The sequence below is a fragment of the Peribacillus sp. TH16 genome, assembly GCF_016651095.1.
GTDB classification, from domain to species: domain Bacteria; phylum Bacillota; class Bacilli; order Bacillales; family DSM-1321; genus Peribacillus; species Peribacillus butanolivorans.
This window is the reverse complement of sequence record NZ_JAEKEM010000011.1, coordinates 158,300-179,610: the sequence shown is the minus strand read 5'-3', so window position 1 is coordinate 179,610 and position 21,311 is coordinate 158,300. Positions and strand designations below refer to the sequence as shown.

The 21,311-nt window shown below is 43.2% G+C and carries 8 protein-coding genes, 6 rRNA genes, 1 pseudogene and 1 riboswitch; of the genes and pseudogenes, 1 reads left to right on the top strand and 14 read right to left on the bottom strand.

Annotated elements, in window-relative coordinates; genetic code table 11:
- Positions 1-12: 12 nt before the first annotated feature.
- A riboswitch (cyclic di-AMP (ydaO/yuaA leader) is annotated at positions 13-160 on the bottom strand.
- Between the two features lie 210 nt (positions 161-370).
- The 3 genes from JFV29_RS29450 to JFV29_RS29440 all read right to left on the bottom strand — a co-directional run bounded on the left by JFV29_RS29450 (position 371) and on the right by JFV29_RS29440 (position 3,848).
- Positions 371-1,630, bottom strand: coding sequence for an efflux RND transporter periplasmic adaptor subunit (locus JFV29_RS29450; RefSeq protein ID WP_201188315.1), 1,260 nt, complete (start codon positions 1,628-1,630; stop codon positions 371-373).
- A gap of 204 nt (positions 1,631-1,834) precedes the next feature.
- Positions 1,835-2,308: a hypothetical protein gene (locus tag JFV29_RS29445; protein WP_201188313.1), complete on the bottom strand. Its 474-nt coding sequence runs from the start codon at positions 2,306-2,308 to the stop codon at positions 1,835-1,837.
- Between the two features lie 661 nt (positions 2,309-2,969).
- Positions 2,970-3,848, bottom strand: coding sequence for a TetR/AcrR family transcriptional regulator (locus JFV29_RS29440; protein WP_201188311.1), 879 nt, complete (start codon positions 3,846-3,848; stop codon positions 2,970-2,972).
- A 191-nt stretch (positions 3,849-4,039) separates the two neighbouring features.
- Between JFV29_RS29440 and JFV29_RS29435 the strand changes: the two genes are divergently transcribed.
- Positions 4,040-7,171 carry an efflux RND transporter permease subunit gene (locus JFV29_RS29435; RefSeq protein WP_201188309.1) on the top strand — a complete coding sequence of 1,044 codons (3,132 nt, stop codon included), beginning with the start codon at positions 4,040-4,042 and terminating at the stop codon, positions 7,169-7,171.
- 405 nt (positions 7,172-7,576) lie between these two features.
- On the opposite strand, the gene JFV29_RS29430 is transcribed toward JFV29_RS29435, so the two are convergent.
- The 11 genes and pseudogenes from JFV29_RS29430 to JFV29_RS29390 form a co-directional block, all read right to left on the bottom strand.
- Entirely contained in the window at positions 7,577-8,416 is an 840-nt protein-coding gene (locus JFV29_RS29430; protein ID WP_201188307.1) for a tyrosine-type recombinase/integrase, read from the bottom strand.
- 329 nt (positions 8,417-8,745) lie between these two features.
- Positions 8,746-8,861: ribosomal RNA gene (rrf, locus tag JFV29_RS29425) — 5S ribosomal RNA — on the bottom strand.
- Between the two features lie 61 nt (positions 8,862-8,922).
- Positions 8,923-11,854, bottom strand: a 23S ribosomal RNA gene (locus tag JFV29_RS29420).
- A gap of 175 nt (positions 11,855-12,029) precedes the next feature.
- Positions 12,030-13,580: ribosomal RNA gene (locus tag JFV29_RS29415) — 16S ribosomal RNA — on the bottom strand.
- Together the 16S, 23S and 5S rRNA genes form the textbook arrangement of a ribosomal RNA operon.
- Before the next feature lie 416 nt (positions 13,581-13,996).
- A complete protein-coding gene (locus tag JFV29_RS31830) occupies positions 13,997-14,101 on the bottom strand; it encodes a hypothetical protein (RefSeq protein ID WP_446728274.1) in 105 nt (34 codons plus the stop codon).
- Positions 14,102-14,107: 6 nt separating this feature from the next.
- A pseudogene (locus JFV29_RS29410) lies at positions 14,108-14,901 on the bottom strand (transposase); the annotation flags it as partial.
- A 234-nt stretch (positions 14,902-15,135) separates the two neighbouring features.
- Complete coding sequence (locus JFV29_RS29405) at positions 15,136-15,351, bottom strand: DUF3951 domain-containing protein (RefSeq protein ID WP_201188305.1); 216 nt, start codon at positions 15,349-15,351, stop codon at positions 15,136-15,138.
- 775 nt (positions 15,352-16,126) lie between these two features.
- Complete coding sequence (locus JFV29_RS30060; protein ID WP_207205218.1) at positions 16,127-16,339, bottom strand: hypothetical protein; 213 nt, start codon at positions 16,337-16,339, stop codon at positions 16,127-16,129.
- A gap of 85 nt (positions 16,340-16,424) precedes the next feature.
- Positions 16,425-16,540, bottom strand: a 5S ribosomal RNA gene (rrf, locus tag JFV29_RS29400).
- Between the two features lie 61 nt (positions 16,541-16,601).
- A 23S ribosomal RNA gene (locus JFV29_RS29395) occupies positions 16,602-19,534 on the bottom strand.
- Positions 19,535-19,709: 175 nt separating this feature from the next.
- Positions 19,710-21,260, bottom strand: a 16S ribosomal RNA gene (locus tag JFV29_RS29390).
- Between the last annotated feature and the right edge of the window lie 51 nt (positions 21,261-21,311).

Sequence of the window (21,311 nt, the reverse complement as noted above, 5' to 3'; positions counted from 1 at the left end):
GAATATTCACACATGTTCCCTTAAAGACGCTGACGAGGTTAGCTGTCGGGTTAGGAATTGGAAACACAAAAGCCCTTTCATTTCTGAATTCACCCCTAGCGAAAAAAATCCGCAAAAATGGGTCCCCCGTTCTTGTAATAAGATTAAGCGAATACTTAATAATAAAATATTATACTAAAAATGTTATTCTGTAAATATTTTTTCTTGTCCCTTTAAGAAAAAACCTTTGCAAATGTCTGAATATTCTGTATTAGTGACTATTTTACCTATAATAACACATTCTCTATTTTGCTTAATTTTGTTATATGGATATATAAATAACAATAAAACTGATTGATATATCCCTTCTCTCGAATAATGAAAAAATGGATTATTTTTCTAACATACCCAGTAATATATACCTCACCTTTTCCCGAGTGGTGAATTTTTTATAACTAGCAGATTTCACCTTCTCAAACTGAATTGGAGTAACAAAATAAGAATGATTTTTCACAATCCTATTCGGTTCTATTAGAATAACATCACCTACCGCCGGTCCCTTTATGAGTTCTTGCTTTCCTTCTGCTTTAAGCCCTTTTGTAATATAGTGTTTATCCACATAGCCTTTTTTAGTCAATTTGTAGACATGCGGCTGTTTTTTATGATGTACTGCCTCTACAGGGATAGAGGGTACACCCGCTTTCTCATTGGTTATTACAGTAAGATTGACTTTTGACCCTACCAACAAAGGTTTAGTTTCTTCATCTCCTGGCTCAATCAATGCCTGAAATGGAAATCTGTTATCTTTTTTTAGTGATGGCTCCTCTTCTGGATAAGAATGTATACGACCTATTGTTCCGTTCAACGCCTTTTTTAAATCAGGGGAACTTGCCTTTATAGTCATGCCCACTTCAGCTTTTTTCATCTCCTCTTCAGAGAAATCCCCTTCAATTGCCACATTTGTTGAAACAATGGATATAATGGGATTATTCAGGTTTTTATTGATATTTTTTACAACACCATCAGCCTCACTCGCCGTCTCAACCGCGCCTTTTTGCTCCTCAATTGAACTTAATTGAGCATCCAGCATAACAACCTTTTCTTCCAAGCGGTTTTTTTCAAGTTCCAGCTTGTACATTTCTTGCTCAATATTACTTTCAATCAAGTCTGAAGAGGTAGTTGTTATATCAATATTTAAGCTCTTTTCTATCGAATTATCGATTACTGCTTTATTAGAATTACTTGTCAAACTTCCTTGATAAGCTTTCAACTTATCAATGTAATCATTAATCCCCACCATTTCACCCTCAGCGGCAGTTTTTTCCGCTTCTAGATTTCCTTTGAGAGCATCAAGTTCGGGTGTAGTATATTCAAACAACGAAGATCCAGCCGTTACCTCATCTCCCTCTTTTACAAGGAATTTCTGAAAATCATTTTTCTTGGTATCGAAATAGATATCATACTCTTCTACAGGTTTAACTACCCCTTTTGTTTGAATAGTATCCGTAATTGTATCTTTTTTTACCTTTGTCCAGTTTTCGACAAAAACAGTTCGTTCTACTTTGCTTTCTTTCTTTTCAATAAGGTAAAAGTTAACGGTTATTAACGCAGCCGATGCCACTGATACGGCTGCAATTTTCCATTTTTTCATTGTTTTCACCCACCTTATACAAATACGCCCACTTGGATGTACGCTAAAAAGGCTTTAACAAACCCCGTGGCCAGATAGAATAGAACAATCATTAAAAGCACCAAATAATTATTCCGTTCTGAAAATTCCTTTAAATAGAAATATTGCAGAGCAATAATCAGAAATTGAAAAATGGTGATTTCACTGAAAAAGTGAATAAAGTAATCACTTCTGAGAAAGTACTGACTGATAACTCCCAATGAAAAAGGATTTGCATCGTTTCCGATATCCATTAATACTAATATAGGGATTAGAAACACCTTTTCTAATAATTGCAAACCAAGAATAATCATTTGAACGATTACTAATTTTATGTATGGGATATCTATAACAATCCAAAAGAATAGAGATGATAAAAATAAGTATATGGTAGGGTAAAATAGACCTCGCTATTATATTGCCGCCTACTATCAACAACTTTCCCATTTCAAATTCACTAGAATCCATCTTCGTAATTTCTTTGGAAAACGATTCCGATCCAACGCCAAAATATCCTTCCACAGCAAAAACTATGAAACTAAGAAAATATAATAATAGTAATTTCCATCCAAGTCGTGTGACTGCTTCTGCATTTTGCAGCTGATAACGACTCCTATGAGGCTCTAAAATGCCCTTTAACAATCTGACCTGGTACACCATATGTGTTCCTCCTGCAATAAATGAAATATCACTCTATATTTTATCTTATTTTGGAAACAATTGCAGAAATAAGGAATGAATAAAACAAAAAAAACACATTAATATTAAATAATACTTTGTCTCCCTAATTTGAAGTTAATATAGAAAGATGATGCATAAAGACGTTGATTCGCATTGGCGATTTGCTATAATTCCCTCCATACTTATCTACCTCAAGCGGCACTTTTGTTTCAATACAGATGCCCCGCCTTCACATTCTTCAACCCTGACTGAGTTAGGATTTTCAGATTAGGAAAGCTTGAATTTGAGTCGATGGCAAGCCAAAAAAACCAGCGCCTGGACTGACCATGGGGAAATGCATTAAACTCGCGCCTATAAAACTCTTCTGGACCAAAACCATCATAGTCTTCCCTACATCAATCGACGAAACTTGCCATTTAATTAAGCTTCTAGACTTCTTTCAAACTTATCATTTCCATAATAATTAACTTTCCTTTTTCCTTTTCTGACCTCAACCTCATATAAAAAGTTACCTTCTTCCTACTCTTTCCTAATCATCAATTTTGAAATTTAATCATAATCATGTGAAGAAATTTATATAGGAGTTATTTAGAAAAAGGTTTAAATAAAAGAAGAGGCAGTATGCCTCTTCAAAAAATCTTTAATTTTTTGTCAAATAATCCTTCATTAAAATGATAAGCTTAGAACACATGGTATTTCGTTTTTCGTTTTTTTCTAAAAATAATAAAAGTCCTTCTAATATTATGCCATTTGGTCTAACTTTAGAGAACTCCTCTTGAATTGCTTTTAACGCTTCAACATTTTTACTTGTCTCTAACCCCTCTTCTTTATGCTTTCCTACTTCCAATACCTGGCGAATGATTGAACTAATTTCCTCTTTAGGGCTCACTTTTTGTATGGAACATTCAATTAAAGGGAATTCTTTCAATAAAGGATCGTCCGTTTTATGTAGACCTTTTATAATGGAATCCATCCGATTTAAAATGAAGATAGGCAGCCTCTCCACTTCAAATGAATGTCTGTTTCTGAATAAAATTCCGATATAACCTTTGAAAAGTGCGTCTAACATAATAGTACAATCTGGCAAGAAGTTTGTCGGTATTTCTGGATACAATTCTACTATTTTACGTTTGAACCAAACTAAGCCCTCTTCATGGATATAGTGTAAAAACCTATCTAGCTCTTTACTGATATGAACCATTTGTTCCTGCATCATCATTCGAATCAAGTTGGTATTTCCTGTCACGTGCTCTATTTGTACAATGATTTGCATCAAAAATTTCTCTTTACTGGATAAAGAATCATCTAACTCGATATCAAGCAACGAGTCCGTTAATGCACCATAATAATATTTGAAAATTGAAACAAGCAACTCTTCCTTCGATTTAAAATAATTATAAAAGGATCCCTTGGCTATCCCACACTTTTCAGTAATTTCCTGAACGGAAGTAGCATGATAACCTTTCTCTGCGAAAATCTCTACGGACTTATCTATAATTATTTTATGCTTTTCATTCATCAAATTCATCCTATCTCTTAAATATTGTCCTCTATATGACCAGCGAGTCATTTCTTCCACATTGTATCTCAAAACCCTTGAAATCACAACGTTACACCAACTGAATATTATTTATTGCATTCATAATCCATATACTATATATTTGAGTTTATGACCGACTAGTCACAATATAAAGTATGGAGGGTAAAAGTTTGAATTCAATCATTAAATTTTCTTTGAAAAACAAACTGGCAATCTGGTTGCTGACAATTATCATCGTTGCAGCAGGTCTATATTCCGGTTTAAACATGAAGCAAGAGACCATTCCAAACATCTCTACTCCTTTAATAAGCATTTCCACGGTATACCCTGGTGCTGCACCTGAAGAAGTAGCCAATAAACTTACAGATCAAATTGAACAAAAAGTCACAAACTTATCAGGAGTTGAATTAGTTAGTTCTTCTTCTATGGCTAATGTTTCTTCAATCCAATTACAATATGACTATGATACGGATATGGACGATGCTGTAAAAGAAGTGAAAGAAGCATTAGAGAAATTAGAACTACCTGAGGGGGTTGATAGCCCCAGCGTATCTAAACTAGAGCTAAACGCTTTTCCTGTTGTAGCACTCAGTATAACAGATAAAGATTCGGATTTACCTGCCCTAACAAAAAATGTCGAAGAGGTGTTAGTCCCTAAACTTGAAGGAATTGACGGAGTGACTTCCGTAACAATTTCAGGACAACAGGTAAATGAGGGTAGCCTTGCATTCAATCAAGAAAAGATGGCTCAATACGGGCTAGATGAAGAGACCGTAAAAAAAGTCATCCAAGCTGCTAATGTAACAATGCCACTTGGTCTATATAACTTTGATGATAAAGAAAAAACAATTGTTGTTGATGGAAACATCTCCACTTTAAAAGACTTAAAAAACATAAAAATACCTTTAACAGGCGGTTCTAACACAAAGGCACCAACTCAAACAGCACCGGGAACCAATCAAGTATCACCTGAACAAGCACCTGATGCAACAGTTCCTCAACTACAAAGTGTCAAATTATCAGACATTGCTGATGTGAAAATCACCGGTAAGGCTGAGACTATATCAAGAACAAACGGTAGTGAATCAATCGGGATTCAAGTAACCCGATCGCCGGATGCCGATACAGTTGCAATCGTAGACGAAGTGCAAGACCAAGTTTCGAATTTTAAAGATGAATTTAAAGGCGTAAGCGTACATACTACGCTTGATCAAGCCAAACCGATTAAAGATTCTGTCGAAACCATGATTAGCAAGGCCATTTTCGGCTGTCTGTTTGCCGTCATAGTGATCATGCTTTTCCTAAGAAACTTTAAAACGACCCTAATATCCGTCATCTCGATTCCATTATCTTTGTTGGCAGCCCTTTTGGTGCTCAAACAATTGGACATCTCATTAAATGTTATGACATTGGGAGCCATGACAGTTGCTATTGGCCGAGTCGTCGATGACTCAATTGTCGTAATTGAAAATATTTATCGAAGAATGGCATTAAAAGGCGAGCAATTAAAAGGCGGCGAATTAATACGTTCCGCTACTAAGGAAATGTTCATTCCTATCCTTTCATCAACTATCGTTACTGTAGCCGTTTACCTGCCGTTAGCAAGCGTTACAGGACCTGTTGGCGAACTATTCATGCCATTCGCTTTTACAATGGTGTTTGCATTAGTCGCATCATTAATAATTGCCATCACTCTTGTACCGGCCATGGCAGACTCATTATTTAAAAACGGCCTTTCCGAAAAAGAATTGAAATCACATGAAGAAAAGCCAAGCAAGCTATCTGGATTCTACCGTAAAGCACTGAATTGGTCATTAAGCCATAAGTTGATCACATTCGGTACAGCAATAGTATTATTAGTCGGTAGCTTATTCCTCATTCCAAGCATCGGTGTCAGCTTCATGCCTGCGGATGAAGAGAAGCAGATCATCGTTACTTATACCCCAGCACCTGGCGAATTAAAAGAGGATATTGAAAAGGAAACGGAAAAAGTAGAAAAGTACCTAATGGATAAAGATGATGTGAAGACAGTCCAATACACACTAGGTGAAAACATGATGAGTGGCATGATGGGCGGCTCTAGTAACTCAGCCCTCTTCTATGTACTTTTTGATGAAGACACCGAAAACTTCGGGGAAAAGAAAGAAAAGATCATAAAACATTTAACCAATCTTGACTCTCCTGGAACGTGGAAGCAACAAGAATTCACTTCCACATCAAGCAACGAAACGACCCTTTATGTCTATGGAAATACACAAAAAGACATTGAACCGGTAATCGATGATATTCAAAACATCATGAAGAAAAATAAAGAATTGAAAGATGTCGACACAAGTCTTTCCGATGCATATGAGCAATACACACTCGTGACAGACCAGAAGAAACTTAGTGAACTTGGATTAACAGCCGCCCAAGTTGGCATGTCCATTGCAAATTCAAACAAAAATGATGCTCTAACTACAATTAAGAAAGATGGAGAAGAAGTCAAAGTATATGTAGAGACAGAAGAAAAGACATTCGAAGATAAAAAAGATCTCGAGAATACGAAAATCACTTCTCCAATGGGAATGGAAATTCCTTTAAAAGAGCTTGTTAAAATCGAGGAAGGCAAGGCATCCGATACTATAAGCCGTCGCGATGGAAAAATTTACGCGGACGTTTCTGCAACAATCAAATCGGATGATGTTGCAGCAGTAACATCAGAGGTACAAAAGGAAGTTGAAAAATTAGACCTTCCAGCAAGTGTCACTGTAGACTATGGTGGAGTAACCGAAGATATCCAAGAATCATTCACTCAACTTGGAATCGCTATGTTGGCAGCCATCGCTATCGTTTACTTTGTCCTTGTCGTTACTTTCCATGGCGGGTTAGCGCCAATCGCCATTCTATTCTCCTTACCATTCACGGTAATCGGAGCTTTAGTAGGCTTATTCATTGCCGGTGAGACCATCAGCGTTTCGGCCATGATGGGTGTGCTCATGCTTATCGGTATCGTTGTAACCAACGCCATCGTATTAGTGGACCGGGTAATCAAAAATGAAGAATCCGGCTTATCAACACGTGAAGCATTACTCGAGGCGGGATCTACCCGTCTACGTCCAATCTTGATGACTGCCCTTGCTACGATCGGTGCTTTAATACCATTGGCCATAGGAGCAGAAGGCAGTGGCTTGATCTCACAAGGTTTGGGAATTACCGTTATCGGCGGACTAGTGAGTTCTACATTGCTTACACTTGTCATCGTACCGGTAGTATATGAAGTAATAATGAAAATTGGTAAAAAGAAAAAAACAGCTAAGTAAGCAAGCAAGAGGGTATCTCATACTGGGATACCCTTTTTAGTTTGATAATTTGGACCCACATCGTTATCCAATACATCATAATTCTTATCGATGTTATTAATGTGGTGGCTTCTAAACCTAAAAAAACGTTTGATTGACTTAACCCTCACCTTCCTTGAGATATAAAACAGTTAATAGTTTATACTTACAAGTTTTCGGTTTCTGCTTCACTAAGAGGCTCCATATTGTGCATCATTAATTGTTTCAGGGTGCTACATCAATCAGACTCCGTATTCCTTTTCATCCAACCCTGCCGACAGAAACTAGACAACTGACTCCCTATCCCCTGACAATCCATAGTCTCAAATGCCAATTTTTATAACAAAAAAAGGAAGGGTTTACCCCTTCCTTTTTATTTTATATAGACTAATGTTTGGTAAAAGTTTGATCTATCGCATTTTCAAGATTCAGTGATTTATCTTTCAAATAACGCTTCGTGACGTTCAAATCTTTATGACCAGCTAACTTGGAAATGGTTTGTACATCTATCCCGTTATCCACTAATCTTTGACAAAATGTATGACGTAATTTATGTGGGTGTACATTGTACTTTTTCAAAATATATTGTACCGATCTCGGAGTGATTCTTTGATTGTAACTTGAAATAAACAACGGATCTGCTTTTTCTTTTAATGAATAAAGGTAATTCTTAACATGTAGTATAGCCGATACTGTAAGTGGGACTGTTCTATCAATTTCACCCTTCGCGTTCCGGACAAGGATATAATTTCGATCTGTATCCATGATGACATCTCTACTATTTAAGTCGCATAATTCAGAGACACGAATTCCAGTATGTAATAATAGGTAGACGATGGCAATATTCCTCAGATTCCCCTCTGCCTCTATATCCCTCAAAAGTGCCTCCTGCTCTTTGATGCTTAAGGTTTCTGGCACCTCATGCTTGTGCTCCTTTACCTTACGCTCAACAGAAAGCATTATCTGTGGCTTTTCTAAAAATTTAAAGAAGACATTTAGAGCAATATAATGCTTTTCAATTGTCCCTGGACTTTTCTTGCAATTTTCTAAATAATCCAGATAATCTTGAATATCCTCAGAGTGAATCTCCATTAATATCTTCTGTGTCTGCTCACAAAACTGTGAAAGAACACCAGTATACGTTTTGATCGTATTATCTGATTTGCCTTGGTCTCTCAACCATCCAGCAAACGAAAAAATCATTTCATCTTTAGCAGAGGTATCCATCGGCTATTCCCCCAATGACAGTTTCAGAACTAATTTAAGTTTAACATATATCCCTTTAGAAACGAAGAATTCTGTCCATTTGTCTTTACACAGGTATGATTATACAGATATAAGAAAAATATCCCTTACGAACAATAAAAAGTAAATTTAATGTATCATTCGATATAGTATGTCTATATCCTACACACTTCCCTAACTACATCCAATTTTTCTCTACAGTTATCATTCTCTACCTTTTATGTTAACTCAATGGTGGTTAGACCTTTATTATACAAATATAAATATAATACAAAAAAGACCAGCCAAGGATGGCTGATCTTTTCAAAATGGCTTGGCGGCGTCCTACTCTCACAGGGGGAAACCCCCAACTACCATCGGCGCTGAAGAGCTTAACTGCCGTGTTCGGAATGGGAACGGGTGTGACCTCTTCGCTATCGTCACCAAACAATAAAGGAACGTTGTTCCTTCAAAACTAGATAATAAGAAGGTATTTCATTTTTTAAAGCGTGGTTAAGTCCTCGATCTATTAGTATCAGTCAGCTCCACATGTCGCCACGCTTCCACCTCTGACCTATCAACCTGATCATCTTTCAGGGATCTTACTAGCTTGCGCTATGGGAAATCTCATCTCGAGGGGGCTTCATGCTTAGATGCTTTCAGCACTTATCCCGTCCGCACGTAGCTACCCAGCTATGCCTTTGGCAAGACAACTGGTACACCAGCGGTGCGTCCATCCCGGTCCTCTCGTACTAAGGACAGCTCCTCTCAAATTTCCTGCGCCCGCGACGGATAGGGACCGAACTGTCTCACGACGTTCTGAACCCAGCTCGCGTACCGCTTTAATGGGCGAACAGCCCAACCCTTGGGACCGACTACAGCCCCAGGATGCGATGAGCCGACATCGAGGTGCCAAACCTCCCCGTCGATGTGGACTCTTGGGGGAGATAAGCCTGTTATCCCCGGGGTAGCTTTTATCCGTTGAGCGATGGCCCTTCCATGCGGAACCACCGGATCACTAAGCCCGACTTTCGTCCCTGCTCGACTTGTAGGTCTCGCAGTCAAGCTCCCTTGTGCCTTTACACTCTACGAATGATTTCCAACCATTCTGAGGGAACCTTTGGGCGCCTCCGTTACTCTTTAGGAGGCGACCGCCCCAGTCAAACTGCCCACCTGACACTGTCTCCCACCCCGATAAGGGGCGCGGGTTAGAATTTCAATACAGCCAGGGTAGTATCCCACCAACGCCTCCACCGAAGCTAGCGCTCCGGCTTCTCAGGCTCCTACCTATCCTGTACAAGCTGTACCAAAATTCAATATCAGGCTGCAGTAAAGCTCCACGGGGTCTTTCCGTCCTGTCGCGGGTAACCTGCATCTTCACAGGTACTATAATTTCACCGAGTCTCTCGTTGAGACAGTGCCCAGATCGTTACACCTTTCGTGCGGGTCGGAACTTACCCGACAAGGAATTTCGCTACCTTAGGACCGTTATAGTTACGGCCGCCGTTTACTGGGGCTTCGGTTCAAAGCTTCGCTTGCGCTAACCTCTCCCCTTAACCTTCCAGCACCGGGCAGGTGTCAGCCCCTATACTTCGCCTTGCGGCTTCGCAGAGACCTGTGTTTTTGCTAAACAGTCGCCTGGGCCTATTCACTGCGGCTTTTCCGGGCTATTCACCCTAAAAAGCACCCCTTCTCCCGAAGTTACGGGGTCATTTTGCCGAGTTCCTTAACGAGAGTTCTCTCGCACACCTTAGGATTCTCTCCTCGCCTACCTGTGTCGGTTTGCGGTACGGGCACCTTACATCTCACTAGAGGCTTTTCTTGGCAGCGTGGAATCAGGAACTTCGGTACTATATTTCCCTCGCCATCACAGCTCCGCCTTAATGGAAACGGGATTTGCCTCGTTTCCGGCCTAACTGCTTGGACGCGCATATCCAACAGCGCGCTTACCCTATCCTTCTGCGTCCCCCCATCGTTCAAACGATGTATAGGTGGTACAGGAATATCAACCTGTTGTCCATCGCCTACGCCTTTCGGCCTCGGCTTAGGTCCCGACTAACCCTGAGCGGACGAGCCTTCCTCAGGAAACCTTAGGCATTCGGTGGAAGGGATTCTCACCCTTCTTTCGCTACTCATACCGGCATTCTCACTTCTAAGCGCTCCACCAGTCCTTCCGGTCTGACTTCAACGCCCTTAGAACGCTCTCCTACCATCGACACCATACGGTGTCAATCCACAGCTTCGGTGATACGTTTAGCCCCGGTACATTTTCGGCGCGGAGTCACTCGACCAGTGAGCTATTACGCACTCTTTAAATGATGGCTGCTTCTGAGCCAACATCCTGGTTGTCTAAGCAACTCCACATCCTTTTCCACTTAACGTATACTTTGGGACCTTAGCTGGTGGTCTGGGCTGTTTCCCTTTCGACTACGGATCTTATCACTCGCAGTCTGACTCCCAAGAATAAGTATTTGGCATTCGGAGTTTGACTGAATTCGGTAACCCGTTGGGGGCCCCTAGTCCAATCAGTGCTCTACCTCCAATACTCTCATCTTGAGGCTAGCCCTAAAGCTATTTCGGAGAGAACCAGCTATCTCCAGGTTCGATTGGAATTTCTCCGCTACCCACACCTCATCCCCGCACTTTTCAACGTGCGTGGGTTCGGGCCTCCATTCAGTGTTACCTGAACTTCACCCTGGACATGGGTAGATCACCTGGTTTCGGGTCTACGACCTCATACTCATTCGCCCTATTCAGACTCGCTTTCGCTGCGGCTCCGTCTTATCAACTTAACCTCGCATGAAATCGTAACTCGCCGGTTCATTCTACAAAAGGCACGCCATTACCCATTAACGGGCTTTGACTACTTGTAGGCACACGGTTTCAGGATCTATTTCACTCCCCTTCCGGGGTGCTTTTCACCTTTCCCTCACGGTACTGGTTCACTATCGGTCACTAGGTAGTATTTAGCCTTGGGAGATGGTCCTCCCTGCTTCCGACGGGATTTCTCGTGTCCCGCCGTACTCAGGATCCACTCAGGAGGGAACGAAGTTTCAACTACAGGGTTTTTACCTTCTTTGACGGACCTTTCCAGATCACTTCATTTACCCCGTTCCTTTGTAACTCCATGTTGAGTGTCCTACAACCCCAAGAGGCAAGCCTCTTGGTTTGGGCTAATTCCGTTTCGCTCGCCGCTACTCAGGAAATCGCATTTGCTTTCTCTTCCTCCGGGTACTTAGATGTTTCAGTTCCCCGGGTCTGCCTTCAGTACCCTATGTATTCAGGTAAAGATACTGTTCCATTACGAACAGTGGGTTTCCCCATTCGGAAATCTCCGGATCAAAGCTTACTTACAGCTCCCCGAAGCATATCGGTGTTAGTCCCGTCCTTCATCGGCTCCTAGTGCCAAGGCATCCACCGTGCGCCCTTTCTAACTTAACCGTTAAAAAAGATCTTACTGATGCTTTGAAAAAATTAATTGCCTTCTATCTATTATCTAGTTTTCAAGGAACAAAGAAGAAAGAATTCCATCACTACGTGATGAGATCTTTCGAATCTGAATGAATTACTCATTCAAAACTGAACAAAACAAAAGCGCTCTCGTATTTATCCTTAGAAAGGAGGTGATCCAGCCGCACCTTCCGATACGGCTACCTTGTTACGACTTCACCCCAATCATCTGTCCCACCTTAGGCGGCTGGCTCCATAAAGGTTACCTCACCGACTTCGGGTGTTACAAACTCTCGTGGTGTGACGGGCGGTGTGTACAAGGCCCGGGAACGTATTCACCGCGGCATGCTGATCCGCGATTACTAGCGATTCCGGCTTCATGTAGGCGAGTTGCAGCCTACAATCCGAACTGAGAATGGCTTTATGGGATTCGCTTACCTTCGCATAGTTTGCAGCCCTTTGTACCATCCATTGTAGCACGTGTGTAGCCCAGGTCATAAGGGGCATGATGATTTGACGTCATCCCCACCTTCCTCCGGTTTGTCACCGGCAGTCACCTTAGAGTGCCCAACTGAATGCTGGCAACTAAGATCAAGGGTTGCGCTCGTTGCGGGACTTAACCCAACATCTCACGACACGAGCTGACGACAACCATGCACCACCTGTCACTCTGTCCCCCGAAGGGGAACGCCCTATCTCTAGGGTTGTCAGAGGATGTCAAGACCTGGTAAGGTTCTTCGCGTTGCTTCGAATTAAACCACATGCTCCACCGCTTGTGCGGGCCCCCGTCAATTCCTTTGAGTTTCAGCCTTGCGGCCGTACTCCCCAGGCGGAGTGCTTAATGCGTTAGCTGCAGCACTAAAGGGCGGAAACCCTCTAACACTTAGCACTCATCGTTTACGGCGTGGACTACCAGGGTATCTAATCCTGTTTGCTCCCCACGCTTTCGCGCCTCAGTGTCAGTTACAGACCAGAAAGTCGCCTTCGCCACTGGTGTTCCTCCAAATCTCTACGCATTTCACCGCTACACTTGGAATTCCACTTTCCTCTTCTGCACTCAAGTTCCCCAGTTTCCAATGACCCTCCACGGTTGAGCCGTGGGCTTTCACATCAGACTTAAGGAACCACCACGCGCGCTTTACGCCCAATAATTCCGGACAACGCTTGCCACCTACGTATTACCGCGGCTGCTGGCACGTAGTTAGCCGTGGCTTTCTGGTTAGGTACCGTCAAGGTACCAGCAGTTACTCTGGTACTTGTTCTTCCCTAACAACAGAACTTTACGACCCGAAGGCCTTCTTCGTTCACGCGGCGTTGCTCCGTCAGACTTTCGTCCATTGCGGAAGATTCCCTACTGCTGCCTCCCGTAGGAGTCTGGGCCGTGTCTCAGTCCCAGTGTGGCCGATCACCCTCTCAGGTCGGCTACGCATCGTCGCCTTGGTGAGCCATTACCTCACCAACTAGCTAATGCGCCGCGGGCCCATCTATAAGTGACAGCCGAAACCGTCTTTCCATCTTCTCTCATGCGAGAAAAGAACGTATCCGGTATTAGCTCCGGTTTCCCGAAGTTATCCCAGTCTTATAGGCAGGTTGCCCACGTGTTACTCACCCGTCCGCCGCTAATCTCAGGGAGCAAGCTCCCATCGATTCGCTCGACTTGCATGTATTAGGCACGCCGCCAGCGTTCGTCCTGAGCCAGGATCAAACTCTCCGAAGAAATGTTTGACTTGCTCATTTTGCTTTTTTGATAGTGTGTGCTCACTTAAAAAATTAACGTTGGCGCTTTGTTTTGTTCAGTTTTCAAAGAGCAATTTTATCGTCGTTCTTTCGAACAACTTGTTTATTCATCATAACACGCTATTGATTAGTTGTCAACTTCTGCGAAGTTTTTAACTTATTTTAAATCGCTGTGTTTTTCAGCGACCATTTCATCTTAACATTTTCATAATAAGAAGTCAACAGTTATTATTTCTTTTAGTAATCTACCAAAAGTGGATGAAGTTTTTTGTTTGTCATACTTGGTGCTTATTTATATTAATCCTTTCCTACCTTAAAGTCAACACATTATATATATAAACTTCAGTTTTATTTTAAGCTCTAGTAAGAATGCCCTTTATTAAGAATAAACAATACCTATAATTCTTCTTGGTATGCAGCCTTCATTAAATTCATGGTAGCGAAAGTAAGCATCGCCTGCATCGACAATTTTTTAAGTCCCCTTAAAGTAGTCCAGCGCATACCATGCTTTTCTTTTGCATCTGCGGCAACAGCTTCAGGTTTTCCAACTTTCTCAATCACTTGTTCAACAAGAGGCTCTAAGATATGACTATCATGCGTATTTCCTGGTGTTACAATCGTCCCCAGCACAAAACCGTTGCGGTCTGCAGCCGTATGAAATGAATAGGCAAACTGTTTTGTTCGTTCATCTTTTACATAGTAGCCACTCTCAGGGTCAGTTGGACTTTCTTTAATTTATTTGGTTTCTTCTTTATCAAATTTATCCGGCGGAAAAGGCTTCTTTCCATTGTTTTCACACTCTTGATTTATTTCTTCTTGAAGGCGTCCTTGATATGCTCGTGTTTCCTTACGAATGATTTTCTTTTCGAATTTTCGCTTATTCGCACTGGCTTTCACATGTGTTGAATCAACGAATACGTGCTCTACACTTATTAACTTTCTTTCTGAAGCTGTCATTAAGATACAATAAAAAATCTGTTCAAACAGGTCTGTATCTTTAAAGCGACGCTCATAATTTTTCCCGAACGTTGAGAATTGAGGTACTTTATCATAGAAACCGTAACCTAAAAACCAACGGTAAGCCATATTCGTTTCAACTTCTTCAATCGTTTTAGCATCGAACGAATACCGAAGGTATATTGAATGAATGTCAATTTAACTAAAATAACTGGATCAATACTTGGGCGCCCTATCTCTGAATACATCTCTTTCACCAAGTCATAAATGAAAGTGAAGTCAATGGCCCCCTCAATTTTACGAACCAAATGGTTCGCTGGCACCAGTTGATCCAAAGTAATCATTTCATAGAATTATGTTTCGAAAGCATCACCTCAAGTTTTAATACTCCTATATTAAAACAAAGTTGATTAGAACGGAAGGTACGAGACTCCTGCGGGAAAAGCGTGTCCAAGGGAGACCCCACAGGCGCAAAGGCGCCGAGGAGGCTCCCTGACCGCCCGCGGAAAGCGAGTGCCTGGAGGAAATCAACGTTTTAATTTTTACAACCCCTCAAAAAAAACTGTAGACAAGACCGTTTATACGGTCTTGTCTTTATCGCTTTTTTCTTCATATTTGATATTGTGTTTTGTATCTTGTGCAGGGTGATTTCTTTTAACATCATCTTTTTTTCCCATAACCATGTCATCATAAGGTGTATACATGTTAGAAGGCGTTTTCTTTTTGAAAATCATTCTGTAACCAATCAGTCCTATAATGCCAACCACAATTATAGTAAATATATACGCCACCATACTATCCCCCCAAAAAAAGATACTATATAAATTGAACTTATCAATGCAGCAAATGACTATTACCATATTATAACATATAACTAATGGGTCAAGATTACTCTGATATCTTTCAATACATTTTTTTGCAAAATACTTTTTTGATTTGTAGAAAATCACGATCTATATATTCAGCAATTAGGTGACTATTTTTTACGTACTATTTCCTACTTGATTGCGTGAAATTATTGTTTTTTAAGGATGGTGTTTATCTCTAGATTTTTTAAAAAGAAGCACAGCTGACTTATCCGTTGAAGAAAGACAAATTCTTATTGTATAAAATCAAATGAAGTAAATAATCATAAAAGTTACAAAAGGCAATAAAAGTAATGCGATATTGGAAAAGTAGAGTGAAGCATACTTAGAGAAGGAGATTCACATCAATTTTAAGTAAATCACAATTTTATTATCAACAAATGCCACAAGACAATAACCGTTTTATTCATTTGGTTAGTAAACTACTAGCATTTGCTTTTCTATTAAGTAGACATCTACCGGTATAGGGAAACGATAGACTTATAACCAATAAGAGATTAATGGGATCTTATTTTAGAACAAAAAATGGCGAATACCCATAAGAGCACCGCCATATAAAGTAATATAAAGAAAATGGCAGCAAAAATAAACCTCTAAAAATGGATATTTTTTTAAAGGTTTAAACCAGATTCGCTTTTTTGTGGGTACGGTACTTTTCCCAAATCGTTGGTAGTGGAGCTTCCACTTGATGGTAAAAAACGTTTCAATACCAATCAATATTTAAGTTATTATCATCTAAGAATTGAATCACATATTCTTGAAGCTTTACATTAATAAAGACTCCAACAGATTTTATCTTGTTTCCTTTACGCATTAGTCCTCTAGTTGCTCTAATTTTTGACGTTTTTTCATTATATGCTTCCTTTTCAATAATGCAGAACCTGGGCTTAATATGTAATCCATACTTACGACCCAAAATTGCGTTATAATTTTTGTTCTTTACTTTTCAAATTATATAAACACAAAAAAGACCAGCCAGAATGGCTGATCTTTTCAAAATGGCTTGGCGGCGTCCTACTCTCACAGGGGGAAACCCCCAACTACCATCGGCGCTGAAGAGCTTAACTGCCGTGTTCGGAATGGGAACGGGTGTGACCTCTTCGCTATCGTCACCAAACAATAAAGGAACGTTGTTCCTTCAAAACTAGATAATAAGAAGGTATTTCATTTTTTAAAGCGTGGTTAAGTCCTCGATCTATTAGTATCAGTCAGCTCCACATGTCGCCACGCTTCCACCTCTGACCTATCAACCTGATCATCTTTCAGGGATCTTACTAGCTTGCGCTATGGGAAATCTCATCTCGAGGGGGCTTCATGCTTAGATGCTTTCAGCACTTATCCCGTCCGCACGTAGCTACCCAGCTATGCCTTTGGCAAGACAACTGGTACACCAGCGGTGCGTCCATCCCGGTCCTCTCGTACTAAGGACAGCTCCTCTCAAATTTCCTGCGCCCGCGACGGATAGGGACCGAACTGTCTCACGACGTTCTGAACCCAGCTCGCGTACCGCTTTAATGGGCGAACAGCCCAACCCTTGGGACCGACTACAGCCCCAGGATGCGATGAGCCGACATCGAGGTGCCAAACCTCCCCGTCGATGTGGACTCTTGGGGGAGATAAGCCTGTTATCCCCGGGGTAGCTTTTATCCGTTGAGCGATGGCCCTTCCATGCGGAACCACCGGATCACTAAGCCCGACTTTCGTCCCTGCTCGACTTGTAGGTCTCGCAGTCAAGCTCCCTTGTGCCTTTACACTCTACGAATGATTTCCAACCATTCTGAGGGAACCTTTGGGCGCCTCCGTTACTCTTTAGGAGGCGACCGCCCCAGTCAAACTGCCCACCTGACACTGTCTCCCACCCCGATAAGGGGCGCGGGTTAGAATTTCAATACAGCCAGGGTAGTATCCCACCAACGCCTCCACCGAAGCTAGCGCTCCGGCTTCTCAGGCTCCTACCTATCCTGTACAAGCTGTACCAAAATTCAATATCAGGCTGCAGTAAAGCTCCACGGGGTCTTTCCGTCCTGTCGCGGGTAACCTCGCATCTTCACAGGTACTATAATTTCACCGAGTCTCTCGTTGAGACAGTGCCCAGATCGTTACACCTTTCGTGCGGGTCGGAACTTACCCGACAAGGAATTTCGCTACCTTAGGACCGTTATAGTTACGGCCGCCGTTTACTGGGGCTTCGGTTCAAAGCTTCGCTTGCGCTAACCTCTCCCCTTAACCTTCCAGCACCGGGCAGGTGTCAGCCCCTATACTTCGCCTTGCGGCTTCGCAGAGACCTGTGTTTTTGCTAAACAGTCGCCTGGGCCTATTCACTGCGGCTTTTCTGGGCTATTCACCCTAAAAAGCACCCCTTCTCCCGAAGTTACGGGGTCATTTTGCCGAGTTCCTTAACGAGAGTTCTCTCGCACACCTTAGGATTCTCTCCTCGCCTACCTGTGTCGGTTTGCGGTACGGGCACCTTACATCTCACTAGAGGCTTTTCTTGGCAGCGTGGAATCAGGAACTTCGGTACTATATTTCCCTCGCCATCACAGCTCCGCCTTAATGGAAACGGGATTTGCCTCGTTTCCGGCCTAACTGCTTGGACGCGCATATCCAACAGCGCGCTTACCCTATCCTTCTGCGTCCCCCCATCGTTCAAACGATGTATAGGTGGTACAGGAATATCAACCTGTTGTCCATCGCCTACGCCTTTCGGCCTCGGCTTAGGTCCCGACTAACCCTGAGCGGACGAGCCTTCCTCAGGAAACCTTAGGCATTCGGTGGAAGGGATTCTCACCCTTCTTTCGCTACTCATACCGGCATTCTCACTTCTAAGCGCTCCACCAGTCCTTCCGGTCTGACTTCAACGCCCTTAGAACGCTCTCCTACCATCGACACCATACGGTGTCAATCCACAGCTTCGGTGATACGTTTAGCCCCGGTACATTTTCGGCGCGGAGTCACTCGACCAGTGAGCTATTACGCACTCTTTAAATGATGGCTGCTTCTGAGCCAACATCCTGGTTGTCTAAGCAACTCCACATCCTTTTCCACTTAACGTATACTTTGGGACCTTAGCTGGTGGTCTGGGCTGTTTCCCTTTCGACTACGGATCTTATCACTCGCAGTCTGACTCCCAAGAATAAGTATTTGGCATTCGGAGTTTGACTGAATTCGGTAACCCGTTGGGGGCCCCTAGTCCAATCAGTGCTCTACCTCCAATACTCTCATCTTGAGGCTAGCCCTAAAGCTATTTCGGAGAGAACCAGCTATCTCCAGGTTCGATTGGAATTTCTCCGCTACCCACACCTCATCCCCGCACTTTTCAACGTGCGTGGGTTCGGGCCTCCATTCAGTGTTACCTGAACTTCACCCTGGACATGGGTAGATCACCTGGTTTCGGGTCTACGACCTCATACTCATTCGCCCTATTCAGACTCGCTTTCGCTGCGGCTCCGTCTTATCAACTTAACCTCGCATGAAATCGTAACTCGCCGGTTCATTCTACAAAAGGCACGCCATTACCCATTAACGGGCTTTGACTACTTGTAGGCACACGGTTTCAGGATCTATTTCACTCCCCTTCCGGGGTGCTTTTCACCTTTCCCTCACGGTACTGGTTCACTATCGGTCACTAGGTAGTATTTAGCCTTGGGAGATGGTCCTCCCTGCTTCCGACGGGATTTCTCGTGTCCCGCCGTACTCAGGATCCACTCAGGAGGGAACGAAGTTTCAACTACAGGGTTTTTACCTTCTTTGACGGACCTTTCCAGATCACTTCATTTACCCCGTTCCTTTGTAACTCCATGTTGAGTGTCCTACAACCCCAAGAGGCAAGCCTCTTGGTTTGGGCTAATTCCGTTTCGCTCGCCGCTACTCAGGAAATCGCATTTGCTTTCTCTTCCTCCGGGTACTTAGATGTTTCAGTTCCCCGGGTCTGCCTTCAGTACCCTATGTATTCAGGTAAAGATACTGTTCCATTACGAACAGTGGGTTTCCCCATTCGGAAATCTCCGGATCAAAGCTTACTTACAGCTCCCCGAAGCATATCGGTGTTAGTCCCGTCCTTCATCGGCTCCTAGTGCCAAGGCATCCACCGTGCGCCCTTTCTAACTTAACCGTTAAAAAAGATCTTACTGATGCTTTGAAAAAATTAATTGCCTTCTATCTATTATCTAGTTTTCAAGGAACAAAGAAGAAAAAACTTCATCACAACGTGATGAGATCTTTCGTATCTGAATGAATTACTCATTCAAAACTGAACAAAACAAAAGCGCTCTCGTATTTATCCTTAGAAAGGAGGTGATCCAGCCGCACCTTCCGATACGGCTACCTTGTTACGACTTCACCCCAATCATCTGTCCCACCTTAGGCGGCTGGCTCCATAAAGGTTACCTCACCGACTTCGGGTGTTACAAACTCTCGTGGTGTGACGGGCGGTGTGTACAAGGCCCGGGAACGTATTCACCGCGGCATGCTGATCCGCGATTACTAGCGATTCCGGCTTCATGTAGGCGAGTTGCAGCCTACAATCCGAACTGAGAATGGCTTTATGGGATTCGCTTACCTTCGCAGGTTTGCAGCCCTTTGTACCATCCATTGTAGCACGTGTGTAGCCCAGGTCATAAGGGGCATGATGATTTGACGTCATCCCCACCTTCCTCCGGTTTGTCACCGGCAGTCACCTTAGAGTGCCCAACTGAATGCTGGCAACTAAGATCAAGGGTTGCGCTCGTTGCGGGACTTAACCCAACATCTCACGACACGAGCTGACGACAACCATGCACCACCTGTCACTCTGTCCCCCGAAGGGGAACGCCCTATCTCTAGGGTTGTCAGAGGATGTCAAGACCTGGTAAGGTTCTTCGCGTTGCTTCGAATTAAACCACATGCTCCACCGCTTGTGCGGGCCCCCGTCAATTCCTTTGAGTTTCAGCCTTGCGGCCGTACTCCCCAGGCGGAGTGCTTAATGCGTTAGCTGCAGCACTAAAGGGCGGAAACCCTCTAACACTTAGCACTCATCGTTTACGGCGTGGACTACCAGGGTATCTAATCCTGTTTGCTCCCCACGCTTTCGCGCCTCAGTGTCAGTTACAGACCAGAAAGTCGCCTTCGCCACTGGTGTTCCTCCAAATCTCTACGCATTTCACCGCTACACTTGGAATTCCACTTTCCTCTTCTGCACTCAAGTTCCCCAGTTTCCAATGACCCTCCACGGTTGAGCCGTGGGCTTTCACATCAGACTTAAGGAACCACCTGCGCGCGCTTTACGCCCAATAATTCCGGACAACGCTTGCCACCTACGTATTACCGCGGCTGCTGGCACGTAGTTAGCCGTGGCTTTCTGGTTAGGTACCGTCAAGGTACCAGCAGTTACTCTGGTACTTGTTCTTCCCTAACAACAGAACTTTACGACCCGAAGGCCTTCTTCGTTCACGCGGCGTTGCTCCGTCAGACTTTCGTCCATTGCGGAAGATTCCCTACTGCTGCCTCCCGTAGGAGTCTGGGCCGTGTCTCAGTCCCAGTGTGGCCGATCACCCTCTCAGGTCGGCTACGCATCGTCGCCTTGGTGAGCCATTACCTCACCAACTAGCTAATGCGCCGCGGGCCCATCTATAAGTGACAGCCGAAACCGTCTTTCCATCTTCTCTCATGCGAGAAAAGAACGTATCCGGTATTAGCTCCGGTTTCCCGAAGTTATCCCAGTCTTATAGGCAGGTTGCCCACGTGTTACTCACCCGTCCGCCGCTAATCTCAGGGAGCAAGCTCCCTGAGATTCGCTCGACTTGCATGTATTAGGCACGCCGCCAGCGTTCGTCCTGAGCCAGGATCAAACTCTCCGAAGAAATGTTTGACTTGCTCATTTTGCTTTTTTGATAGTGTGTGCTCACTTAAAA